14 protein-coding genes and 1 tRNA gene are annotated in these 24,158 nt (G+C 71.8%); all 15 read left to right on the top strand.

Going from position 1 to position 24,158, the window contains the following annotated elements:
• Nucleotides 1–5: 5 nt before the first annotated feature.
• The 15 genes from BT364_RS23055 to BT364_RS22985 all read left to right on the top strand — a co-directional run bounded on the left by BT364_RS23055 (nt 6) and on the right by BT364_RS22985 (nt 24,156).
• Nucleotides 6–359 (top strand): STAS domain-containing protein, encoded by a 354-nt coding sequence (locus tag BT364_RS23055; protein ID WP_003967428.1) that lies wholly within the window; start codon nt 6–8, stop codon nt 357–359.
• A 403-nt stretch (nt 360–762) separates the two neighbouring features.
• On the top strand, nt 763–1,245 hold the full coding sequence (locus BT364_RS23050; RefSeq protein ID WP_072487133.1) for an ATP-binding protein: 483 nt from the start codon (nt 763–765) through the stop codon (nt 1,243–1,245).
• A 354-nt stretch (nt 1,246–1,599) separates the two neighbouring features.
• Complete coding sequence (locus BT364_RS23045; RefSeq protein ID WP_072487132.1) at nt 1,600–4,050, top strand: sodium-translocating pyrophosphatase; 2,451 nt, start codon at nt 1,600–1,602, stop codon at nt 4,048–4,050.
• Between the two features lie 325 nt (nt 4,051–4,375).
• Entirely contained in the window at nt 4,376–4,993 is a 618-nt protein-coding gene (locus BT364_RS23040; protein ID WP_072487177.1) for a small secreted protein, read from the top strand.
• Between the two features lie 49 nt (nt 4,994–5,042).
• Nucleotides 5,043–6,557, top strand: coding sequence for a N5-glutamine methyltransferase family protein (locus BT364_RS23035; RefSeq protein WP_072487131.1), 1,515 nt, complete (start codon nt 5,043–5,045; stop codon nt 6,555–6,557).
• Nucleotides 6,558–6,984: 427 nt separating this feature from the next.
• Entirely contained in the window at nt 6,985–7,182 is a 198-nt protein-coding gene (locus BT364_RS23030; RefSeq protein ID WP_072487130.1) for a hypothetical protein, read from the top strand.
• Between the two features lie 328 nt (nt 7,183–7,510).
• The gene (gene topA / locus BT364_RS23025; RefSeq protein WP_072487129.1) at nt 7,511–10,378 is read left to right on the top strand and encodes a type I DNA topoisomerase; all 2,868 of its coding nucleotides are present in this window, start codon (nt 7,511–7,513) and stop codon (nt 10,376–10,378) included.
• Between the two features lie 184 nt (nt 10,379–10,562).
• Nucleotides 10,563–13,700, top strand: coding sequence for a dTMP kinase (tmk, locus tag BT364_RS23020; protein WP_177328203.1), 3,138 nt, complete (start codon nt 10,563–10,565; stop codon nt 13,698–13,700).
• A 222-nt stretch (nt 13,701–13,922) separates the two neighbouring features.
• Nucleotides 13,923–15,128 (top strand): DNA polymerase III subunit delta', encoded by a 1,206-nt coding sequence (locus BT364_RS23015; RefSeq protein WP_072487127.1) that lies wholly within the window; start codon nt 13,923–13,925, stop codon nt 15,126–15,128.
• A 123-nt stretch (nt 15,129–15,251) separates the two neighbouring features.
• Nucleotides 15,252–16,796, top strand: a complete 1,545-nt coding sequence (locus tag BT364_RS23010) for an alpha/beta hydrolase (protein WP_072487126.1) — start codon at nt 15,252–15,254, stop codon at nt 16,794–16,796.
• Nucleotides 16,797–16,914: 118 nt separating this feature from the next.
• Nucleotides 16,915–16,988 (top strand) — tRNA-Thr (locus BT364_RS23005).
• Between the two features lie 160 nt (nt 16,989–17,148).
• Nucleotides 17,149–18,135: a hypothetical protein gene (locus BT364_RS23000; protein ID WP_072487125.1), complete on the top strand. Its 987-nt coding sequence runs from the start codon at nt 17,149–17,151 to the stop codon at nt 18,133–18,135.
• A gap of 59 nt (nt 18,136–18,194) precedes the next feature.
• The gene (locus BT364_RS22995) at nt 18,195–20,042 is read left to right on the top strand and encodes an HSP90 family protein (RefSeq protein WP_072487124.1); all 1,848 of its coding nucleotides are present in this window, start codon (nt 18,195–18,197) and stop codon (nt 20,040–20,042) included.
• 2 nt (nt 20,043–20,044) lie between these two features.
• Nucleotides 20,045–22,984, top strand: coding sequence for a tetratricopeptide repeat protein (locus BT364_RS22990; RefSeq protein ID WP_072487123.1), 2,940 nt, complete (start codon nt 20,045–20,047; stop codon nt 22,982–22,984).
• A gap of 233 nt (nt 22,985–23,217) precedes the next feature.
• On the top strand, nt 23,218–24,156 hold the full coding sequence (locus BT364_RS22985) for a coiled-coil domain-containing protein (RefSeq protein WP_256260161.1): 939 nt from the start codon (nt 23,218–23,220) through the stop codon (nt 24,154–24,156).
• Nucleotides 24,157–24,158: the final 2 nt, after the last annotated feature.

Here is a 24,158-nt window from a genome sequence, read left to right as displayed (position 1 = left end):
GATCCGTGGACCTGTCCTTGTCGACTCGCAATGTGTCCGGCCCTGGTGGCGACCGTACGGTCGTCGAGGTCGGTGGCGAGATTGATGTGTATACCGCGCCCAAGCTGCGCGAGCAGTTGGTCGAGTTGGTGAATGACGGCAGCTACCACCTGGTTGTCGACATGGAAGGCGTCGACTTCCTCGACTCCACCGGCCTCGGCGTGCTCGTGGGCGGCCTGAAGCGTGTCCGGGCCCATGAGGGCTCGCTGCGCCTGGTCTGCAACCAGGAGCGCATTCTCAAGATCTTCCGGATCACTGGTCTGACCAAGGTGTTCCCGATCCACACCACGGTCGACGAGGCCGTCGCGGCCACCGACTGACGGTCGGCCCGAGGCCGGTCCGCCGATCGGGCGGATCGGCCGAAGGCCGGTTCGGCGCGCAGTCGGCGCACCCGCTGCCCGCCGGGCGGCCGGTGCGACGCGGGCGTGCCTGGTGGCCGATTTGCCGTGAGGCACGCCGGCCGGTCGGTCGGCGTTCGGCGGGATGCCGGCCAGTCTGCCGGTGACCCGTTCGGCAGCCGGCCGGTGGTCTGTCGCTCTGTCGTCCGAGGGCCGGGCCGTCCGTCGGCCAGGTCGGCTCCGGTCGGCCGTCCGGCGGGGCCGGCGCGGCAAACGGCTGCGGAAGAAGAGCCGTCGGCCCGGAAAAAGAGAAGAAAAGAGCAGGGACACCGGGCAGCGCGCTCGGGCCCCTGGGATGCACGCCCGTACGTCTGAGGGGGATCGCATGACCACCGTTGAACTCCGCTTCAGCGCCCAGCCCGAACACGTCAGGACGGCCCGCCTCGTGGCGGCCGCCGTGGCGCGCCGGGCAGGGGTCGACGAAGCCGTGCTCGACGAGGTCAGACTCGCAGTCGGTGAGGCCTGCAGCCGCGCGGTCGGGCTGCACCGCAGCCATGGCATCACCGCTCCCGTCTCCGTCGTCCTGATCGAGGAGGAGAAGTCCTTCTCCGTCGAGGTCGGCGACGAGGTCCCCGGACCGGGGGACGATCCCGCTCTTGGTGGACCCGCAGGAGCCTCCGCGACACGCGGCGCCACGCCCGGCGCGGGGCTCGATGGGCCGGATCACGAGAGTGATGCGGATGGCGAGGACGAGATGGGTCTCGCGGTCATCAGTGGCCTCGTCGACGATGTGGAAGTCAGATCGGGAGCCAATGGCGGAGTGATCCGTATGAGCTGGCCGAAGACGCCCGCGACAGCGCTGCCGTGACGATGCTCGCCGGGCGCCCCTTGCTCTTCTGAGGGCTCCTCCTAGGCGCCCCGGGTGCCCCGGACGTCGCAGGCGCCCCAGACACCCAAGGCGCCATCCCCGATCCGTTTCTTGATCCGCCTTCCAAGGCCCTGCCGAGCAGGGTCTTTTTTTATTTATGTGTGATCATTCATGTGTGATCGTCAATCCATGGAAAATGCTCCTGCCCCATTACTGCATTCGGGGCGATCCGGGAGTTCGATCATTTGCCGATCGGCTGATGAAGGTCAATTGCATTTACCGCACACTGTTTTGATCGGCTTCCGCTCCCTACAATCCGTCCACGTCTTGAGCGCTGAGCGTCAAGGAGGACGTATGGCGGAGTTCTTCAACACCCCACTGGCAGGACCCGCGCAAGATTCCGCATTTTCCGCGCCTTCCGGCCGGTCCACTTCTCTGGCGGCCGCGGTTCTCACCGATGACAATCGCGTCATCGTGATCGTCGTCGCGGCCGTCGCCGTCGCCGCTCTGGTCGTCGCCAGACTGCTGGTGCGCCAGGTGCTGGCGGCCGGCGAGGGCACCGACCGCATGAAGGAGATCGCGGCCGCCGTACAGGAAGGCGCGAATGCCTATCTGGCCCGGCAGTTGCGCACCGTCGGCATCTTCGCCGTCGTGGTCTTCTTTCTGCTTCTGCTGCTACCGGCCGACAACTGGTCGCAGCGCGCGGGCCGTTCGCTGTTCTTCCTGGTGGGTGCGCTTTTCTCGGCGACCACCGGATACATCGGGATGCGGCTCGCGGTACGCAGTAATGTCCGTGTGGCCGCTGCTGCGCGTGAGGCGACTCCCGCGGAAGGCGAGCCGGAAAAAGATCTCACCGCCGTTTCGCACAAAGCGATGAAGATCGCTTTTCGTACCGGTGGCGTGGTCGGCATGATCACCGTGGGCCTCGGCCTGCTCGGCGCTTCCTGTGTCGTGCTCGTCTATGCCGCCGACGCCCCGAAGGTGCTGGAGGGCTTCGGCCTCGGTGCCGCGCTGATCGCCATGTTCATGAGGGTCGGCGGTGGCATCTTCACCAAGGCGGCGGACGTCGGCGCCGACCTCGTCGGCAAGGTCGAGCAGGGCATCCCGGAGGACGACCCGCGCAACGCGGCCACCATCGCCGACAACGTGGGCGACAACGTCGGTGACTGCGCCGGAATGGCGGCCGACCTCTTCGAGTCGTACGCCGTGACGCTCGTCGCCGCGCTCATCCTCGGCAAGGCCGCCTTCGGCGACTCCGGACTGGCCTTCCCGCTGATCGTTCCGGCGATCGGCGTGATCACCGCGATGATCGGGATCTTCGCGGTCGCCCCCCGGCGCGCCGACCGCAGCGGTATGACCGCCATCAACCGCGGATTCTTCATCTCCGCGGTGATCTCGCTGGTGCTGGTGGCCGTGGCCGTCTTCGTCTACCTGCCGTCCTCGTACGCGGATCTGGACGGGGTCACCGACAGCGCCATCACCTCGCACGGCGGCGACCCGCGGATCTTCGCCCTGGTCGCCGTGGCCATCGGCATCGTGCTGGCCGCCCTGATCCAGCAGCTGACCGGCTACTTCACCGAGACCAGCCGGCGCCCCGTCAAGGACATCGGCAAGTCCTCGCTGACCGGTCCGGCCACCGTCGTACTCGCCGGTATCTCGATCGGTCTGGAGTCCGCCGTCTACACGGCGCTGCTGATCGGCCTGGGCGTCTACGGGGCGTTCCTGCTCGGCGGTACGTCGATCATGCTGGCGCTCTTCGCGGTGGCCCTGGCGGGGACCGGGCTGCTCACCACCGTCGGTGTCATCGTCGCCATGGACACCTTCGGACCGGTCTCGGACAACGCGCAGGGCATCGCCGAGATGTCCGGTGATGTCACGGGCGCCGGTGCGCAGGTCCTCACCGACCTGGACGCCGTCGGCAACACCACCAAGGCCATCACCAAGGGCATCGCCATCGCCACCGCCGTCCTGGCGGCGTCGGCACTCTTCGGCTCGTACCGCGACGCGATCGCCACGGCGGTCGACGGCGTCGGGGCCAAGGCCGGGGAGATGACGCTCAGCCTGGACATCTCGCAGCCCAACAACCTGGTGGGCCTGATCCTCGGTGCCGCGGTCGTCTTCCTCTTCTCCGGTCTCGCGATCAACGCGGTGTCGCGGTCGGCCGGGGCCGTGGTCTACGAGGTGCGGCGGCAGTTCCGCGAGCACCCCGGGATCATGGACCGCAGCGAGAAGCCGGAGTACGGGCGCGTGGTCGACATCTGCACCAAGGACGCCCTGCGCGAGCTCGCCACGCCCGGCCTGCTGGCCGTCATGGCGCCCATCGCCGTCGGCTTCACGCTCGGTGTCGGAGCGCTCGGTTCCTATCTCGCGGGCGCCATCGGGACCGGCACCCTGATGGCGGTCTTCCTCGCCAACTCCGGTGGTGCGTGGGACAACGCCAAGAAGCTCGTCGAGGACGGTCATTACGGCGGCAAGGGCAGCGAGGCCCATGCCGCGACCGTCATCGGCGACACGGTCGGCGACCCGTTCAAGGACACGGCGGGGCCGGCGATCAACCCGCTGCTCAAGGTGATGAACCTGGTCGCCCTGCTCATCGCCCCGGCGGTGGTGCAGTTCAGCTACGGGCAGGACGCGAGCGCCGGCGTGCGCGCTGTGGTGGCGGTGCTCGCCGTCGTGGTCATCGTCGGCGCGGTCTATGCCTCCAAGCGGCGCGGAATCGCCGTGGGCGACGGGGAGGATCCCGGCGACGGGGACGGAGGAGGGGGCAGGCCGGCCAAGTCCTCGGGCCAAGCGGCCGTTTCGTGACACCGCTGCCGGGGCGGGGCGCCGGTACATAGCCGGCCTCGGCTCAATGGCCGGGCGGGCGGCGCATTCTGATGCACCGTCCGCCCGGCCGCATCTCGGCCGACGTGCCGGTCCACTGCTGACCTGCCGCCGATCTGTCCCCCGTTCGCGTGATTGCTCGTGCAGGTGTTCCCGAGTGCCGAGGGCTGTGCGGGTGAGTTGTATCTCCCTCATTTCCCTTGGTGCAAATGGCTATAAAAGGCCACTCATCGGACACCCGGCACCCGGACGGAGGGCGCTCGCCGTGTAAGTTCCGGGGCCGAGAGCCTTGGAAGGGACCGATCCGGTGAACAAGAAGCTTGCGGCCGCACTGTCCGGCGGTGCGGTACTGGTACTTACGCTGTCGGGCTGCAGCAGCGACGACAACAGCGACAAGGTGAACGACTGGGCCAAGAAGGTCTGCGACCAGGTGCAGCCCCAGCTCCAGAAGATCGCCAACGCCAACGCCGCCATCCAGCAGCAGACCGCCGACAACAGCAAGCCCGCCGACGTCCAGAAGACCGACTCGGCCGCCTTCCAGCAGATCTCGCAGGCGTACAAGGCACTGGGCGCGGCGGTCGAATCCGCGGGCCCGCCGCCGGTCGACGGCGGTGAGACCACGCAGAAGAAGGCCGTGAAGGAGCTCGAAGCATCCTCCGCGGCGTACGCGAACCTGCAGAAGAAGGTCGACGCCCTCGAAACGAAGGACCAGGCGAAGTTCGCCGACGGGCTCAAGGGCATCGCGGACGAGCTGAACAAGATCAGCACCAGTGGTGACGAGGCGTTGAAGAAGCTTCAGTCCGGCGAGGTCGGCACCGCGATGGCGAAGCAGAAGGGCTGCCAGAAGCCGACGGCCTCGGTGCCGCCGAAGTCCGCCACGCCGCCGTCCACGGCGCCTTCCGCCTCGCCCAGCAAGAAGTCGTGACCGGGCGGCGGCAGCAGCGGTTGTCAGTGGGAGCGGCCACAATGGGTGGGTGAGTACGACCAGTCTCCCCGTGCCCGACCGTTCGCCCCGGCTCCGCGAAGCCCTGCTTGCCGCCGCCTTCACCGCCGACGGGCTCCTCGACCTGCTCGGCGCGCCCGCCTACGCCGCGCTCGCCCGCAGTGAGACGGTCCCGGCGCTGCGCGCCACCCGGGGCGACTCCCCGCTCGACACGCTGGTGCGGCTCTTCCTGCTCCAGCACCCCGTGCCGTACGAGCGGGTCCGCGCCGCGCTCCCGCTGGCCGAGTGTGTCGAGGACGGCTGGGTGACCCACGCCGGCGAAGAGGTGCGGGCCACGGTCGATGTACGGCCGTACAGCGGGCCCGAGGGGCAGGACTGGTACATCGTCTCCGACCTGGGCTGTGCGGTCGGTGGCGCGGGCGGCATCGGTTCGCGCGAGGAGGGCGTGGTCCTGGGGGTCGGCGGGGCGTCCACCACGCTCGCCGGGATCACCGTCCGTACACCTGTCGCCTCCGCGCTCGACATCGGTACGGGCTCCGGCATCCAGGCGCTGCACGCCTCGCAGCACGCCACCCGGGTCACGGCCACCGACCTCAACCCGCGTGCGCTGGACTTCACCCGGCTGACACTCGCGCTGTCCGGCGCCGCCCCGGCCGAGCTGCACCAGGGCTCGCTGTACGAACCGGTCGGCGCCGAGACGTACGACCTGATCGTGTCCAACCCCCCGTTCGTCATCTCGCCCGGTGCCCGTCTCACCTACCGCGACGGCGGCATGGGCGGCGACGATCTGTGCCGGACCCTGGTGCAGCAGACGGGCGACCGGCTGAACGAGGGCGGATACGCCCACTTCCTCGCCAACTGGCAGCACGTCGAGGGCGAGGAGTGGCAGAGCCGGCTGGGTTCCTGGGTCCCGTACGGCTGCGACGCCTGGATCGTGCAGCGCGAGGTCCAGGACGTCACGCAGTACGCCGAGCTGTGGCTGCGCGACAGCGGCGACCACCGCTCGGACCCCGCCGAGTACGCCGCGCGGTACGACGCCTGGCTGGACGAGTTCGAGGCCCGCAAGACCAAGGGCGTCGGCTTCGGCTGGATCACCCTGCGCAAGTCCGCCGCGGCCGCCGCCGGTAATCCGTCCGTCGTGATCGAGGAGTGGCCGCACGCGGTGGAGCAGCCGCTCGGCCCGGCCGTCGAGGCCCACTTCGCCCGTCAGGACTACCTTCGCGAGCAGGACGACGCGGCGCTTCTGACCGGGCACTTCACCCTGGCAGCCGAGGTCGTGCAGGAGCAGGTCGGCCTGCCGGGCGCGGAGGACCCGGAGCATGTGGTGCTCCGTCAGAACCGGGGCATGCGGCGTGCGACGAAGGTCGACGCCGTCGGCGCGGGCTTCGCGGGTGTGTGCGACGGGTCGCTGCCCGCGGGCCGGATTCTGGACGCGATCGCCCAGTTGATGAACGAGGACCCGGTGCTGCTGCGTGACCGGACCCCGCAGGCGATCCGGCTGCTGGTCGAGGAGGGCTTCCTGGAGCCGGTTCCTCCGGCGAGCTGATCGGCGCCGGGCCGGTCCGGCAGGGCCGGTGGTGCGCCGGTCGTGCTGCCGGTCATCCCGGGCTCCGTTCCCTTTCGGGCGCGTACCGCCGTACGTAGAGAAGGGGTGCCGCGATCAGGGGCTTCCGGCTCGTCGCCGCCCGGTGCGTCGTGGAGGCCGCGGATTCCGGATGATGCGCGGGCGAGGGTTCCGGGTGGTGCGCGGCGAGGGTTCCGGGTGGTGCCCGGATCGGCTCGTCGGCCGGCCCGCGCCCGGGGCGCCCGCCCCGTGTTCGCCCCCCGCTCGCCCCATATCCGAGAGACGGGGAGGAGGCAGGCGAATCCGGCCATTCACCCGGGGTTCGCGTCGATGACGCCCTCGGGTGGCAGCCTCCCCCTGGACCGGAGGGCACCCGCCCCGGCCGGGCAGGACAGGGAGGCGTACGGGCATGGAGAGCGGACCTGCGGTCTTCGCCGGGGCGGCGTTCGCGCTGTTCGGTGCCGCGCTGCTGCTGTGGACGGGGACACGTGTGCTGCACCGCGCGCCGGTGGCGCATGGTGTGAGCCCCGTCGCCTCCGCCACTCTCGCCACTGTGTTCGGCGTACTTTTTCTCGTCCTCGGTGTGTGGTGCTTCACCCGTATCTGATCCACTCCCCACCGGCCCGGCCGGGACCGCGGAACACGGCAGGCAGTGGCGGGGAACACGCCCGCATCGCACGCGGCCCGCCGCCGGGGCCCGCAGTGGCGCAAGAGCACCAGGAAACCCGCAGGCAGCGACCGCGCACACGGCGTACCGGACGGTCCGGGCGGCAGGAATGGCGGAAGTCGGGTTACCGTTCGAGTGGCCGTTGCGGGCTTTTGCCGTTTGACACGGGGGCGGGTTGTACCGTCACACTCCGCAGCGACAGCACCGTCGGCAGCGTCATCGCGCTGCCCGGATGCCCACCGAGCGTCGACCGGAGAGAAGAGCGAAGTTGTCCCCGACCAGCGAGACCGCACAGGGCGGCCGCCGACTCGTCATCGTCGAGTCGCCTGCCAAGGCGAAGACGATCAAGGGCTACCTCGGCCCCGGATACGTCGTCGAGGCGAGCGTCGGGCACATCCGCGACCTGCCGAACGGCGCCGCAGAGGTTCCGGACGAGTACACCGGCGAGGTCCGTCGGCTCGGCGTCGACGTCGAGCATGACTTCCAGCCCGTATATGTCGTCAACGCGGACAAGAAAGCGCAGGTCAGGAAGCTCAAGCAGCTGCTGGCCGAGTCCGACGAACTCTTCCTCGCCACCGATGAGGACCGCGAGGGCGAAGCCATCGCGTGGCACCTGCAGGAAGTCCTGAAGCCCAAGGTCCCGGTCCACCGGATGGTGTTCCACGAGATCACCAAGGACGCGATCCGGGCCGCCGTCGCCAACCCGCGCGAGCTCAACCAGCGCATGGTCGACGCCCAGGAGACCCGCCGCATCCTCGACCGCCTCTACGGCTACGAGGTCTCGCCGGTCCTGTGGAAGAAGGTCATGCCGCGGCTGTCGGCCGGCCGTGTCCAGTCCGTGGCGACCCGGCTCGTCGTCGAGCGGGAGCGCGAGCGCATCGCCTTCCGTTCCGCCGAGTACTGGGACCTCACCGGCACCTTCGCCACCGGCCGCCCCGGGGGCGCCTCCGACCCGTCGAGCCTTGCCGCCCGCCTGAGCACGGTCGACGGCCGCCGCATCGCCCAGGGCCGCGACTTCGGCCCGGACGGGCAGCTGAAGCCCGGCTCCGGCCAGGTGCTGCACCTGGACGAGACGAACGCCCGCGCCCTGGCCGCCGCGCTCGCCGACGCCACGTTCGCCGTACGGTCCGTCGAGTCGAAGCCGTACCGCCGCTCCCCGTACGCCCCGTTCCGTACGACGACCCTCCAGCAGGAGGCGAGCCGGAAGCTGGGCTTCGGGGCCAAGGCCACCATGCAGGTCGCGCAGAAGCTGTACGAGAACGGCTTCATCACCTACATGCGTACCGACTCCACGACCCTCTCGGACACCGCGGTCGCCGCGGCCCGGGCGCAGGTCACCCAGCTCTACGGCGCCGACTACCTGCCGGAGAAGCCGCGCACGTACGCCGGGAAGGTCAAGAACGCGCAGGAGGCGCACGAGGCGATCCGCCCCTCCGGCGACCGCTTCCGCACGCCCGCCGAGACCGGCCTGAGCGGCGACCAGTTCCGGCTGTACGAGCTGATCTGGAAGCGGACCGTCGCCTCCCAGATGAAGGACGCGGTCGGCAACTCCGTCACCGTCAAGATCGGTGGCCGGGCGAGTGACGGCCGGGACGCCGAGTTCTCCGCGTCCGGCAAGACGATCACCTTCCACGGCTTCATGAAGGCGTACGTCGAGGGCGCCGACGACCCGAACGCCGAGCTCGACGACCGCGAGCGGCGCCTGCCGCAGGTCGCCGAGGGCGACGCGCTGTCGGCCGAGGAGATCTCGGCCGACGGACACGCCACCAAGCCGCCGGCCCGCTACACCGAGGCCTCGCTGGTCAAGGAGCTCGAAGAGCGCGAGATCGGCCGCCCGTCGACGTACGCGTCGATCATCGGCACGATCCTGGACCGCGGCTACGTCTTCAAGAAGGGCACGGCGCTCGTTCCGTCGTTCCTCTCCTTCGCCGTGGTCAACCTGCTGGAGAAGCACTTCGGCCGGCTCGTCGACTACGACTTCACCGCGAAGATGGAGGACGACCTCGACCGCATCGCGCGCGGTGAGGCCCAGTCCGTGCCGTGGCTCAAGCGCTTCTACTTCGGCGCGGGCGACGACGACACGGCGGGCGCGGGCGCGGCCTCCGACGCGGGCAACGGCGACGGCGACCACCTCGGCGGTCTGAAGGATCTGGTCACCGATCTCGGTGCGATCGACGCACGGGAGATCTCCTCCTTCCCCGTCGGCAACGACATCAAGCTCCGCGTCGGCCGCTACGGCCCGTACATCGAGCGCGGTGAGAAGGACGCCGAGGGCCACCAGCGCGCGGACGTGCCGGAGGACCTGGCGCCCGACGAGCTGTCCGTGGAGTACGCGGAGGAGCTGCTGGCCAAGCCGAGCGGCGACTTCGAGCTCGGCGCGGACCCGGTCACCGGCCACCAGATCATCGCCAGGGACGGGCGTTACGGGCCGTACGTCACCGAGGTGCTGCCCGAGGGCACCCCGAAGACCGGCAAGAACGCGGTGAAGCCGCGGACCGCCTCGCTCTTCAAGACCATGTCCCTGGACACGGTGACGCTGGCCGACGCGCTCAGGCTGATGTCGCTGCCGCGCGTCGTCGGCGAGGACGCCGAGGGTGTCGAGATCACCGCGCAGAACGGCCGCTACGGCCCGTACCTGAAGAAGGGCACGGACTCGCGGTCGCTCACCTCCGAGGACCAGCTGTTCGACATCACCCTCGAAGAGGCCCTCGCGATCTACGCCCAGCCCAAGCAGCGCGGCCGGGCCGCTGCCAAGCCGCCGCTGAAGGAACTGGGCACGGACCCGGTGAGCGGGGCTCCGGTCGTGGTCAAGGACGGCCGCTTCGGCGCGTACGTCACCGACGGCGAGACCAACGCGACGCTGCGCACCGGCGACAGCGTCGAGGACATCACGCCGGAGCGCGGCTACGAGCTGCTCGCCGAGAAGCGTGCCAAGGGGCCCGCCAAGAAGAAGACGGCGAAGAAGGCCCCGGCCAAGAAGTCGTCGACGGCCGCGAAGAAGACCGCTGCCAAGAAGACCACGGCGGGGGCCAAGAAGACCGCGGCGAAGAAGACGACGGCCGCGAAGAAGACGACCGCCAAGAAGGCAACCGCGGCGAAGAAGGCGGCTACGGCGTCGTCGTCCGTCGAGGACTGAGCGGAGGACCGGGCGCAGTACTGAGCGGTACGCGTCGAGTACGCCGGAGGGGGCCGGGTGATCCGGCCCCCTCCGGCGTTCGCGCGGGCTCCGGGGGGTGGGCCGTAAGTGCCGGGACGGCTCGGGCGCCCAAATGTTCGGACGGGGCCTCCGGGGACCCCGCCGCTCCGGATAGGCTGGGCGGATGACGCGAGCCGAGCAGCCAACGGTCGTGAGCCCCACCTCCGACACACTTGCCGCAGACTCACGCGAGCGCGCCGTACGAGCCCTGTTGCGTGTTCCCCCGCTGAAGCGGTTGTGGAGCGCGCAGCTCGTCGGCAGTACCGGCGACGCACTCGCCCTTCTCGTGCTGGTGCTGATGTCGCTGCAAGCGGCGGTCCTGGGGGGCTCATTCGGAGCCGGGTACCGAGGTGCGGCCTTTGCCGTCGCCGCGGTGTTCGGTGCCCGGATCCTTGCCACCCTGCTCTTCGGAGCCGTACTCCTGGGGCCGCTGACGACGCTCACCGCGCCCGGAGGACCGCTGGACCGGCGGTGGCTGATGATCGGGACGGACGGTCTGCGGCTCGCGCTGCTGGTCGTCGCACCGCTGTGGATCGACTGGATGCCCGACAAGGCACTCATGATGATCCTCATCACCGTCTTCGTCGTCGGCGCGGCCGAGCGGCTGTGGACGGTCGCCAAGGACGGCGCCGCTCCCGCGCTGCTGCCCGCCCCGCCCCCCGAGGGCGCCGCGGTACGCCCGCTGCCCGACCACCTCGACGCACTGCGCCGGCTCTCCATCCGTACCGACTTCGCCGCGATCCCGGTCGCGGCGGCCGTCCTGCTGATCGCCACCCTCGTCGGCAACCTGCTGGGCTCGGGCCTCGAGTGGTTCTCGATCCACCAGGCGGCCCTCGGCTCGTACGTCGCGGCCGGGCTGTTCTCGGCGTCGATCTCCACCCTGTACTTCCTGGAACTGCCCGGTACGCAGACCCCCCGCCCGCGCTCGCCGCTGGAGGGCCTGCGGCGGCCGTCGACCGGCGGCGGACCCGACCGGGGCCGCACCGGAGCCGTCCCGCTGATCATTGGCGCGTCGGCCGCGGTCGCCGGGGCCATCGCCGCCGCTGCCGCGGTCTCGGTGCTGCACGCCGCCGACCTGGGCGGCGGACCCGTCACCCTCGCGCTGCTGATCCTCGCCCTGACCGGTGCCACGGGAGTCGGCATCCGGACCGCGGGGAAGGTGCTGCCCGCCCTGTCGCGGCGCCGGCTGCTCGCTCTGGCCACCGCCGTCACCGGTATCGCGCTGCTCGCCATGGGCCTGGTGCCGGACACGGCGACCGTGCTGATGATCGCGGTGCTCGCCGGATACGCGGCGGGCGTCGCCGCCCACACCGGTCATGTCCTGGTCGACCAGGAGACCGAGGAGTCCCGCCGGGCCAGGACCACCGAGCACCTCCAGGCCGTCGTACGGGTCCTCGTCGCGCTCGGCGCGCTCGCGGGCCCGCTGCTGGCCGCCGCGATCGGCACCCACCGGCTGGTCTCGGGCGACTTCGTCTTCGAGCACGGCGGAGCGGCGTTCGCCCTGATGCTGATCGGCGCGCTGCTGCTGCCGGTCGCCGTGATCGTCCTCGCCAAGACGGACGACCGCTCGGGAGTGCCGCTGCGCCGCGATCTGCGCGAGGCGCTGCGCGGCGGCGACCCGGCCGTCGCCCCCGCCGCGACCGGATTCTTCATCGCCCTGGAGGGCGGCGACGGCGCGGGCAAGTCCACCCAGGTCGAGGCGCTCGCCGAGTGGATCCGCGCCAAGGGCCACGAGGTCGTCGTCACCCGCGAGCCGGGCGCGACGCCGGTCGGCAAGCGGCTGCGCTCGATCCTGCTCGACGTCTCGTCGGCCGGGCTGTCCAACCGGGCCGAGGCGCTGCTGTACGCCGCCGACCGCGCCGAGCACGTCGACTCGGTCGTCCGCCCGGCGCTGGAGCGCGGTGCGATCGTCATCTCCGACCGCTACATCGACTCGTCCGTCGCCTACCAGGGCGCGGGCCGCGACCTCTCCCCGACCGAGATCGCCCGGATCTCGCGCTGGGCGACGAGCGGGCTCGTACCGCATCTGACGGTGCTGCTGGACGTCGATCCCAAGACCGCACGGGAACGGTTCACCGAGGCGCCCGACCGGCTGGAGTCCGAGCCGCCGGAGTTCCACGCCCGGGTGCGGTCCGGCTTCCTGACCCTGGCCGCGGCCGACCCGACCCGCTACCTGGTCGTGGACGCGGGCCAGGAACCGGAGGCGATCACCACGGTCGTACGTCACCGGCTCGACCAGCTCCTGCCGCTCTCCGAGGCCGAGATCAAGGCCCAGGAGGAGGCGCGCAAGGCGGCCGAGGAGGAGGCCAGGCGCAAGGCCGAGGAAGAGGCGGCCCGCAAGGCCGAGGAGGAGCGGCTGGAGCGCGAGCGGCAGGAACAGCTCGCCAAGCTCCGTGCCGAGGAGGAGGAGCGCAAGGCCCGCGAGCTGGAGGAGGCCCGCCGGCGCGAGGCCGAACGCCAGGCGGAGGAGGCCCGGCAGCGGGCCGAGGAAGCCCGCCGGGTGGCCGAGGAGGAGCGGGTCCGGCGAGAGGCCGAGGAAGCGGCCCGCGAGGCCGAGCAGGCCAGGCTCCGCAGGCAGGCCGAGGAGGAGGCGCGGCTGCGCAAGGAGGCCGAGGCCCTGCGGCTGGAGAAGCAGCGCAAGGCCGAGGAAGCGCTGTTGCGGGCCGAGGAGGCGCGCAGGCGGGCCGAGGCCGAGGCCGCCGCCGCGGCGGAGAAGGCCCGGGCGGAGGCCGCCGCAGCGGCGTCCGTGCCGGACAACGAGATCACGGTGCCCACGCCGATCGTCGACCCGAACGACGTGACGCAGCAGGTGCCCGCGCCGGACAGCTCGGCCACGCCCTCCGACGAGGCCGAGACGGCGATGATCCCCAAGATCCAGGACCGGCCAAAGCGGCCCGGTGCGGCGGACGAGACGGCGGTTCTTCCTCCGGTACGGGACGCGGATCCGGCGGACCGGATCCCGCGGGGCATCTTCCGCGACGAGCGCCCGGCGGGCTCCGTACCGGAGAGCGAGAACGAGCGCACCCGCGAGCTTCCGCAGATCGGCGATCCGCACGCGGGCACCCCGCAGCCGGTCCAGGACCACTGGGAGGGCAGGGAACGCCAGGAGCGCCTCGCCCGCCGTCCTCGTCCCGACTGGGCCGAGGAGACCCCGCTGGACGATCTGCCGACGCTGGCGGACGATCTGCTGGGCGATCACCGTGACCAGCACGACGACGGGGACCCGGGCCGCTCGGGCCGGGGACGCCGCCCGCGCCGCTGATCCGTGACGGCTGTCGGGCGGGCGGTCTCGGCCCTGCCCGGCCCGGCAGCCGGACCGCCGTGTGCCGGGATTGTCAGACCCGTCCCCCACAATGGGAGTCGGATCGGGGAAGCCGGACCGACAAGCGGCGGCATCAGCGCCGCGACCAGCGACATCGGAACTGCGCGGTGGCATCGCACGACGGGCCGCACGGCGCGCACACCACCGGAAGGGCGGTGACTCATGACCGTATGGGACGACCTGGTCGGCCAGGACCGGGTGCAGGAGCAGCTCGGCGCCGCCGCCCGGGACGCCGATGCGCTGGTCACCGCCCACTCCGCGGGGGAGCCGGTCCCGCCGGGGTCGAGGATGACCCATGCCTGGCTGTTCACGGGGCCGCCGGGCTCCGGCCGTTCGACCGCCGCGCGTGCCTTCGCCGCCGCTCTGCAGTGCACCAGCCCCGACCGGGCCCTGGGCGGCGCACCCGGCTGCGGCTTCTGCGACGGCTGCCACACCAGCCTCATCGGCACGCACGCCGATGTCGAGGTGGTCCGGACCGACCTGCTCTCCATCGGTGTGAAGGAGACCCGCGATCTGGTCCGCCGCGCCCAGCTCTCCCCGGCCGGCGGGCGCTGGCAGGCCATCGTCCTGGAGGACGCCGACCGGCTCACCGAAGGCGCGGGGAACGTGCTGCTGAAGGCGGTCGAGGAGCCCGCGCCCCGCACGGTGTGGCTGCTCTGCGCGCCCTCTCTGGAAGACGTGCTGCCCACCATCCGCTCCCGCTGCCGCCACCTCACACTGCGCACGCCCCCGGTCGACGCGGTCGCCGACGTCCTGATCAGGCGTGACGGCATCGATCCGGAGCGGGCCGCGTCCGCCGCCCGGGCCACCCAGGGCCACATCGGCAGGGCCCGCCGCCTCGCGACCGACGAGCGGGCCCGCTCGCGCCGCGCCGCCGTGCTCAAGCTCCCGTTGCGGGTCGAGGACATCGGGGGCTGCCTCAAGGCCGCCCAGGAGCTGATCGACACCGCCACCGATGACGCCAAGCAGGTCTCCGAGGAGGTCGACGCCAAGGAGACCGAGGAGATGAAGGCCGCGCTCGGCGCCGCCGCCGGGGGACGGCTGCCGCGCGGTACCGCAGGGGTGATGAAGGAGCTGGAGGACAGACAGAAGCGCCGCAAGACGCGTACGCAGCGCGACAGCCTCGATCTCGCGCTCACCGACCTGACCGGCTTCTACCGCGACGTACTGGCCATCCAGCTCGGCTCGCGGATCGCCATCGCCAACGGGGACGCCCAGGACGCCCTCGACCGCGTCGCCCGCTCCTCCACGCCCGAGCGCACTCTGCGCCGGATAGAGGCGGTGAGCGCCTGCCGCCGGGCGCTGGACCGCAATGTGGCGCCGCTGCTCGCGGTGGAGGCGATGACGATGGCACTGCGCGCCGGCTGATACGGCCCGTTCGTGGCCGCCCATCCGCACCCGGCCCGCTCACGATCGCTCATTCATGAGCGTCCATTCACCCGTACGGGGAGCGAATCGGGTGAACCGCCCTGCGGCCACTACGCTCCGGGAATGGACTCCAGGCGCTCGCTCCGCATTCTCGCCACCGCGCTCGGCACTGCCGGCCTTCTCATCTCCGGCTGTTCCAGCGGCAGTTCGACAAGCGCCCCGCCGTCCGCATCGGCCACTTCGCCCGCGCCGTCCGTCCCCACAGGGCTCAAGTCGTACTACGCGCAGCAACTGAAGTGGCGGGGCTGCGGCGTCGAGGGATTCCAGTGCACCACGATGATCGCGCCGCTGGACTACAAGAAGCCGGACGGTGGCGACATCAAGCTGGCCGTCGCCCGCAAGAAGGCCACCGGCCCGGGCAAGCGGATCGGCTCCCTCCTGGTGAACCCGGGCGGCCCCGGCGGCTCCGCCGTCGAATATCTCCAGAGCTACGCGGCCGTCGGCTACCCGGCCCAGGTCCGGGCCCGGTACGACATGGTCGCCGTCGATCCGCGCGGAGTGGCCCGCAGCGAGCCCGTCGTATGCCTCACCGGCCCGCAGATGGACGCCTACACCCAGGTCGACCAGACTCCGGACGACGCCCGCGAGGTCACCACGCTGAACAACTCGTTCAAGCAGTTCGCGGGCGGCTGCGAGGAGCGCTCCGGCGAGGTCCTTCCCCATGTCTCCACCGTCGAGACCGCCCGCGACATGGACATGCTGCGAGCCCTGCTCGGCGACGAGAAGCTGCACTACGTCGGTGCGTCGTACGGCACCTTCCTCGGCGCGACGTACGCCGAGCTCTTCCCCGCCCGGGTCGGCCGGCTGGTCCTCGACGGCGCGATGGACCCGTCGCTCGACGCCGTCGAGCTCAACCGTGAGCAGACCGCGGGCTTCGAGACCGCGTTCCAGGCCTTCGCCGCCGACTGCGTGGAGAAGAAGGACTGCCCGCTCGGCACGGCCTCGACCGCCGATGCCGCCACCCGTATGAAGCGGTTCTTCGCCGACCTGGACGCCCGCCCGATCGCCACCGGCGACTCCCGCAGGCTCACCGAGTCCCTGGGCACCACGGGGGTCATCGCCGCCATGTACGACGAATCGGCCTGGCCCCAGCTCCGCGAGGCGCTCTCCGCCGCCCAGGGCGGCGACGGCTCCGGCCTGCTCGCCCTGTCGGACAGCTACTACGAACGCCGGCCGAACGGCACGTACGCCAATCTCATGTTCGCCAACGCCGCCGTGAACTGCCTGGACCTGCCGCCCGCCTTCGCCGGCACCAAGGCCGTCACCCGGGCCGTACCCGGCTTCGAGAAGGCGTCCCCGGTCTTCGGCGAGGCCTTCGCCTGGGCCGCCCTGAACTGCGCCGACTGGCCGGTCCCGCCCACGGGCACCCCCCACCGCATCGAGGCGAAGGGCGCCTCCCCGATCGTCGTCGTCGGCACGACCCGCGACCCGGCCACCCCGTACAAGTGGGCCCAGTCCCTGGCCGGCCAGCTCGACTCCGGCACCCTCCTCACCTACCAGGGCGACGGCCACACGGCGTACGGCCGCGGCAGCGACTGCATCGACACGGCGATCAACACCTACCTCCTGGAAGGCACCCCGCCGACCAAGGGCAAGAAGTGCTCCTGACCACCCTGCCGCACCACTGACCTGCGAAAACGGCCCAGAACGAGGCTGGTGCGGAGCACCCTCGGAAACTGTGTAGACTTGGCGACGCTGCTGATCGCACCATGGTGCGACAGGGCGTGCCGCCTTAGCTCAGTTGGCCAGAGCAACGCACTCGTAATGCGTAGGTCTCGGGTTCGAATCCCGAAGGCGGCTCCGTAGAAAACCCCAGGTCAAGATTTTGACCTGGGGTTTTTTGTCATGGATGACCTTCGGCTCGGGATTGTGAAGCGTCCGTGAATACTCCGTGGAAGCGATGTCGGTGAGGCCCCTTATGCTGCACCGGACGATCGCGCGGGACCAGGGGAGGGCTCGGATGTTCGGCAAGCTGTTCGGCAGGAGTGGGGAGGGGCCGGCGGCGGATCCGTACGCCCTTCCCGTCCCGCGCAGACGGAAGAACGGGATGTACACGCTGCGCGCGCTCGGGGACCAGCGGGTGCTCGCGCTGGTGGAGGCGGCCGACGCGGGTGACTGGGAGGCGGTCAAGGCGGCGCTGGCCCCGTTCGACCTCGGTCGTGACCATCAAGTTCTGGGTGAGCTGGCCGACTTGGACGGATTGCAGGACTGGATCGGCCGCGCCGTCGAGGAGGACGAGGAGCACCGGGCGACGGCCCTGCTGATATCCGGGACGCGCTACATCAGCTGGGGCTGGGAGGCGCGCACCGCCGAGCGTGCCGCGAACGTCACGCAGGAGCAGTGGCGGGTCTTCCACGAGCGGCTCCGGATCGCCGAGGAGCAGTTGCTGGAGGCCGCCGAGCTGCGGCCGGAGTGGGTCACGCCGTGGCGTCAACTCCTCACCTCCGGCCGTGGCATGTCGCTGGGGTCCGCTGTCAACGGGACCCGGCTCGACGCCGCCCTGCGCCGCGAACCGCTGGACCAGGAGACCCACGTCGAATGGCTGTCGCAGTTGCAGCCCCGTTGGGGCGGCGAGCCGGGCCAGGCCCTGGCGTTCGCCCGCGACGCGTTCGCCCGTGCCCCGCAGGGGCACCGGATCGGCTGTGTGATCGCCATGGCGCACATCGAGGAATGGGTCGAGTCGGAGCGTGCGGACTGCCTCGTGACTCCCGAGATCCAGGCCGAGTTGCGGAACGCGGCCGATCACAGCATCCTCCACCCCTCCCATGTGCGGCGACCGGGCTGGCAGCAGGACTTCAACATGTTCGCCATGGCCTTGTCGCTGGCCGGTGAGCGCCACACGGTCCGGCGCGTCTTCCAGGCGCTCGACGGCGCCTGCACCCGCTGGCCCTGGGCCTATTTCGCGGACCCCGAGAAGCAGTTCGCCCGTCACCACCGCCGCGTCTGAGCACACGCCGGACCCGGTCCCTCCCGCCACCCGCCGCCTCTCCCCCTTCGGACTGCCCGATGAATCTGCCCGACACCGCCGCGACCCCGGCCGGCGCCGATCGCACCTTCCAGGTGGATCTGCGTGGCCTCGTCGATCTCCTCTCCCACCACCTCTACTCCAGCCCCCGCGTCTACCTGCGCGAACTCCTGCAGAACGCGGTGGACGCGCTGACCGCCCGGCACGGCCTCGAACCGGACGCCCCTGCCGACGCCTTCGGCATCCGCCTGTACGCCGACGGATCGGTGGTACGAGTCGAGGACGACGGCGTCGGTCTCACCGAGGCCGACGTGCACACCTTCCTCGCCACGATCGGCCGCAGCAGCAAGCGCGCCGAAGGGATTGCCGAGCAACGCGGCGACTTCATCGGCCAGTTCGGAATCGGCCTGCTCTCCTGCTTCCTGGTCGCGGACGAGATCCATGTCCTGAGCCGCTCCGCCCGCACCCCCGACGCACGCGCCGTGGAGTGGCGGGGGCGCGGCGACGGCAGCTACACCGTCCGCACCCTGCCCGCATCCGCCCGCCCCCGGCCCGGTACCACCGTCACGCTGACGCCGCGCGCCGACGCGGACGAGTGGACCCGGCCGGCGCGGGTGCACGCGCTGGCCCGGCACTTCGGCTCCCTGCTGCGCCACCCGGTGACCTTCGACGACGGCACGGGTGGAGCGGGCGCATCCGTCAACCCGGAGCCCGCACCCTGGGCACGTACGCACCCCACCCCGGGAGCCCGTTCCCGTGCGCTGGCCGCGTACGGCGAGGAGGTCTTCGGGTTCACGCCGCTGGACACCATCGAGCTGGACCTGCCGGCCGTAGGGCTGAAGGGCATCGCGTGCGTGCTGCCCGAGGCGGTGCCGGCCGGCCGCCGCCACGGCCATCGCGTGCACGTCAAGGGCATGCTGCTGTCCGAGCAGGCCGAGGAGATCCTGCCCGAGTGGGCGTTCTTCGTCCGCTGCGTCGTCGATGCCGAGAGCCTGCGTCCGACGGCGTCCCGCGAGTCCCTGTACGAGGACGACACGCTCGCCGCCGTTCGCGAGGCCCTCGCCGAGCGGCTGCGCGCGTGGATCGCCCGGGCCGCCGCCAGCGACCCGGACCTGCTCGGCCGCTTCCTCCAGGCCCACCACCTGGCCGTCAAGTCGCTGGCGGTGCACGATGACGAGATCCTGCGGATGCTGCTGCCCTGGCTGCCGTTCGAGACCACCGACGGGCACGCCACCCTCGACGAGTTCGCGCGCACCCACCGCACCGTGCTCGTGACGTCGAGCGTGGAGGAGTTCCGGCAGGTCGCGGCGATAGCCTCGGCCGCCGGGCTCGGCGTCGTCAACGGCGGCTACACATACGACCGTGAACTGGTCCACCGGCTCCCCGAGATCAGGCCCGAGGTCAGCGTCGCCGACCTCGACCCGGCGACCCTCACCGCCCATCTCGACCCCGTCGACCGCGAGACGGAACTGGCCGCCATGGCCTACCTGGCCCTGGCCCGCGACGCCCTCGCCGTCTTCGACTGCGACGTCGCGCTGCGCACCTTCCAGCCCGCCTCCGCCCCCGCCCTCCTCGTCGACAGCCGCGAGGCCCGGCACGAGCGCACCCGCTCCCAGCTCGCCCGTGAGCAGGAGGGCGGCCTGTGGGGCGACATCCTCGGCGCTCTGCGCCAGGAGGCCCCGCGGGCCCAACTGATCCTCAACCAGCTCAACCCGCTGGTCCGCGCCGCCGTCGCCATCGACGAGCCCGAGCTGGCCCGTACCAGCGCCGAAGCCCTCTACGGGCAGGCCGCGATGCTGTCCCGGCGCCCGCTCAGGCCCGCCGAGTCGAGCCTCATCAACCGCTCCTTCCTCGACCTTCTCGCCCACGCCCTCCGCAAGGACAGCTGACGATGCCGACCGCACCCCAGACCACCGACGAGCTGTACCAGGCGCTCCAGGAGAACGACCGGCGTCCCTACGGTCGCCCCCGCACCGTCACGGCCGAGGAACTCGTGGATGCCGCCGAGCAGTTCGCGGAGCCCGTCCCGCTCGTCGACGCGCTCTTCGAACTCCACGAGGCGTACACCTACGGATCCGAACCCCGGAAGTCGCCCGTCGTCTTCGCCCGCCTGCTCACCCTCTTCGACGAGCAGCCCGATGTCTTCGACGAGCGTCGGCGCCACACGCTGTTCTGGCGGTTCAAGTGGGTGGCCGGCGCCCTGCGCGAGCTGCCCGAGATACCGCTGGCCAGCCTGCGCCAGTGGCTGAAGGAGATGCGCGACCGGTACGAGAAGGCCGGCCTGGGCCTCCAGCCCTACTACGGAGAGGCGTTCCAGCTCGCCGTCCACGTCGGCGAGGACACCACCCTCGCCTACGAGCTGTGGGCGGGACGTCCCCGGACCCGGCTCAGCGACTGCGAGGCCTGTGAGATCGGCGAGCTCGCCCTGCACCACCTCGCGGCGGGCGACGACGAGCGGGCACTGGGCGCCTGGGAGCCCGTCCTGGCCGGGAAGGAGTCCTGCCAGGAGGAGCCGGCCCGCTCCGCCTCGTACGCGCTGCTGCCCCTGCTGCGCACCGGCCGTATCGACCGGGCCCGTGAACTGCACCTCGCCGGCTACCGGGGCTGCCGCCGCAACCCCTCGATGTCCCGGGAGGTCGGCCGGCACCTGGAGTTCTGCGCGCTGACCGGAAACGAGGCGCGCGGGCTGGAACTGCTCGCCGAGAACCGGAGCCTGTTCGACGAGGTGGACTCGCCGCTGGACCTGTTCGACTTCCTCACCGGCGTGGAGGTCCTCCTCCAGCGCGTCGACCACCTCGGCCACGGCGAACTGCCCGCCGCCGGATACGCGGGCCGCACCTGGACGGTGGCGGCACTCCGCGCCGAGGTACGCGGTCGCGCCGACGACCTCGCCGCCCGCTTCGACGCCCGCAACGGAACCACGGCCCACACCGGCCGGCGCAGGGCACGGCTCGACCGGGCCCCGCTCCTGGAGTCGCTGGAACTGACCCTGCGCACCCGCGGCCTCGACGATGTGACCCCGGCCGTCCCGGTTGCCGCGCCCGCCGCCCGTACGGCCGCAGTCGTCCCGGAGTCGCTGCCCGAACTCATCGGTCGTGCGAGGGAGTTGGACGAGCAGGGGCACCCGGACGCCCAGGCCTGCTGGGCGCGGCTGCGCACGCTCGTCGCCGCCCGCGACTACGCCCACCCCGACGACCCGGCCGTGGGCCCGCTCGTACAGCTGAGCGCGGATCTGCTGACCGACGAGGCGACCCGGGCAGGCGAGAAGGACGATTTCGCTACCGCCGCCGCTCTCCACGAGGAGGCCGCGGGGCTGTACGAAGACGCCGGAGTGCCGGGTGACGCGGCGATCGCCCGCGCCTGCGCCCTGTTCGCCGCCGCCGAGATCCTCGCACAGGGCGAAGGTGTGGACGGGACCGAGGTGAAGGTTGCCGCGCTGACCGATGCCCACGCGTCCGTGGTCCGCCTGCACGAGGAGACGTCGGGCCTCGCCCCGTACCAGGAAGCCCGCCTGCTGCGGCTGCGGGCGACCGCGCTCGGCATGCGCCTGCAGACGTCGGGGAGCGAGGAGCACGTCGCGCCGGTCTTCGCCGAGGTGGACCTGTTGCATGCGTTCGCCACCCGGCACGACCTCGTCGGGCAGATCTCCGGTGCCCTGCTGCTGCGGGCCGGCACGTACGCCCTCTCCGGCGACCTGCCCGCCGCGGTCACCGGGATCGACGGCCTCCTCGGCCGGCTGAAGGAGCACGGACCCGCCTGGCACCTGCCCCGTGCGCTCGGACTGCGCGGCCGGCTCCAGATCGGGCTCCAGGACGCGCAGGCCGCGCACGCGGACCTGACGGAGAGCCTGCGACTGGCCGCCGACTGGCCGGCCGGCGTGGTCGACGCCGCCCGCCTCCACGGTGACCTGGCCGAGGCCTGCATGCACCTCGGCCGCCCCGACGAGGCCCTGCGGCACCTGACGCGCTCGGCGGAGCTGGACCTGCGCGGCGGCAGCCGGACGGACGCGTTCTGCACCTACAGCAACGCGGCCCAGCTCTGCCTCGACCTGGGCCGCGTCGAGGACTGCATCGCCCTGCTCGACTCCCTCCTGGCCGAACCGGACGTCACCGCCGGAGAGCTGGATGACCGGCTCGTCGCTCAGCTGCGGCTGACCCGCGCCCGCGCGCTGCACGCGGGGGAGGACCTCAAGGCCGCCACGGCGGAGTTCGTCAGCCTCGCGGCCGAGTCGGCCGGCTGGGACGACGACCCGGGGAGCCACGCCATGATCGCCGCGGAGACGGCCGTACTCCTCGGCGAGTCCGGCGAGTTCGGCCGCGCCCGTGAGGTCGTGGACCAGGCGCTTGCCGCCCACGCACGGGCTCCGCGCTATGAGCAGCTCAGCAACTGCCTGCGCGAACTCGCCCGCCTCCAGGCCCAGCAGCATGGCTCCGACGGCCTGGCCGACGCCCTCGCCCACCTCGCCGAGGCCGGCCGGATCGCCGACGAGGCCCGCGCCGACGGGTACCGGGCCCGCGGCCGTTCCCTGGACACCGCCCTGGCCTACGAACACGGGCGGGTCAATGCCTACGCCGGTGAGTGCGATGCCGCCCTGGCCGCACTGGAGAAGGCCCTCACCCTGCTCGGCGATCCGGGGCAGGAGGAGGACCACGCCGGTGAGTGGGCCGAGTGCGTCCGTCTCGCCGGTGCCGTGGAGGGCATCTACATGGAACGCCCCGCCCCCGCCCTCAACCGCCTCGACGCGGCGGTCTCCCGTCTGACCGCCCTGGGCCACACCGAGGAGGCCGAGCCGCTGGCCTCCTTGGCGAACCGGCTGCGCGACGGGGGATGACGAGGCGCGTGCGGTGTGGGATCCGTTCCGGCCTCGGCGGGCGACCGGCCGACCCGGGTATGAAGTCCCCCTGACGCCAGGGTGGTCGAGCTGTCGCCGAGGCTGCCCTGCCGTCGGACCGCAAAGGCCGGAACAGCCGATCGGCGCGGAGCCGGGGATGCGATGATGTTCCGGCGGGGCGGCTGTGTGCCGGCTTCGCCGAGTCGGCCCACCCCGGGAGGACGGAGATCGTCGTGAACGATGCCCGACGCGAGGGGCCGGATGCCGAATCCGCACTCCTGGAGCTCGGCCAGGCCTTCCGCCGGGCCGTGGCGGCGCTGGAGCAGGTGGACGACGGCGCGGGCGGCGCCCACGCGCTCGGTGCGCTGTTCGCCCTGGACGACGCGCTGGAGGAGAGCCGTCCGCTCGCCGGACTGCTGCCCGGACTGCTCGCCGCGGCGGCACCCGGGGACCGGGTGGCCGGTGACGCCGAAGACCTGGTGCGACGGTTCGCCGAGCTGACCGAACGGGTCGCGGAGGAACGGGCCGCCCTGGAGGAGCTGCGCGCCTCCGAAGAGGCGCTGCGCGACCGGCTCGCCGAACACGCGGCCCTGCGCCGGCAGGTCGACGAACTGCGCCGCCAGGAACAGCTGGTGCTCGCCCTGGACGCGCTCCAGGAGCAGCAGGAGGTCATCGCGGACCGGCTGGCCGCCCTGCGCGGCCGGGACACCGGGGCAGAGGAGGCGCTGCGGACCGGCAGCGACGATCTGGTACGCCTCTCCGAGGACCAGCTCGCCCTTCTGGCCCTCCGGACGCGGCAGGTCCTTGAGCGGGCCGCCGCCGCGCAGGCCGAACTGGCCGCCGCGGAGCGCGAGCACAGTGAGGGAGCCGCGGAACTGGCCTCCTGCCAGGAGCGGTTGGCGCGGATCCAGGAGGCTCATGGCGCGCAGCTCGCCTCGTTGCGGAGGTACGCGGCAGCCGATCGGGACCTCGCACGCGCGCTCGGCGAGCCCCAGGGCGCCCCCAGCGGCACCGCCACCCCGCAGCAGCACCTCTCGCTCGCCGACGTGGAGGCCGCGACCGCCGACATGGAGCGCCGCCTGCGCGCCGCCGACGAGGCGCTTCGCCGGGTGGTCGACGAACGCGAGGCGCAGGATGTGCAGGGGCGGTCCCCGGTCCCCTGGTCGCGGTGACC

The organism is Streptomyces atratus, from assembly GCF_900119365.1.
Classification (GTDB): Bacteria; Actinomycetota; Actinomycetes; order Streptomycetales; family Streptomycetaceae; genus Streptomyces; species Streptomyces atratus_B.
The sequence above is the reverse complement of the archived record's forward strand: the minus strand, read 5'-3'. Positions and strand labels throughout refer to the sequence as shown.

What these genes read in the sequence shown, in the direction of transcription:
- BT364_RS23050 (WP_072487133.1), top strand. Translation starts at nt 763, where the DNA reads ATGACCACCGTTGAACTCCGCTTCAGCGCCCAGCCCGAACACGTCAGG.
- BT364_RS23045 (WP_072487132.1), top strand. Translation starts at nt 1,600, where the DNA reads ATGGCGGAGTTCTTCAACACCCCACTGGCAGGACCCGCGCAAGATTCC.
- BT364_RS23030 (WP_072487130.1), top strand. Translation starts at nt 6,985, where the DNA reads ATGGAGAGCGGACCTGCGGTCTTCGCCGGGGCGGCGTTCGCGCTGTTC.
- tmk (WP_177328203.1), top strand. Translation starts at nt 10,563, where the DNA reads ATGACGCGAGCCGAGCAGCCAACGGTCGTGAGCCCCACCTCCGACACA.
- BT364_RS23015 (WP_072487127.1), top strand. Translation starts at nt 13,923, where the DNA reads ATGACCGTATGGGACGACCTGGTCGGCCAGGACCGGGTGCAGGAGCAG.
- BT364_RS23010 (WP_072487126.1), top strand. Translation starts at nt 15,252, where the DNA reads ATGGACTCCAGGCGCTCGCTCCGCATTCTCGCCACCGCGCTCGGCACT.
- BT364_RS23000 (WP_072487125.1), top strand. Translation starts at nt 17,149, where the DNA reads ATGTTCGGCAAGCTGTTCGGCAGGAGTGGGGAGGGGCCGGCGGCGGAT.
- BT364_RS22995 (WP_072487124.1), top strand. Translation starts at nt 18,195, where the DNA reads ATGAATCTGCCCGACACCGCCGCGACCCCGGCCGGCGCCGATCGCACC.
- BT364_RS22990 (WP_072487123.1), top strand. Translation starts at nt 20,045, where the DNA reads ATGCCGACCGCACCCCAGACCACCGACGAGCTGTACCAGGCGCTCCAG.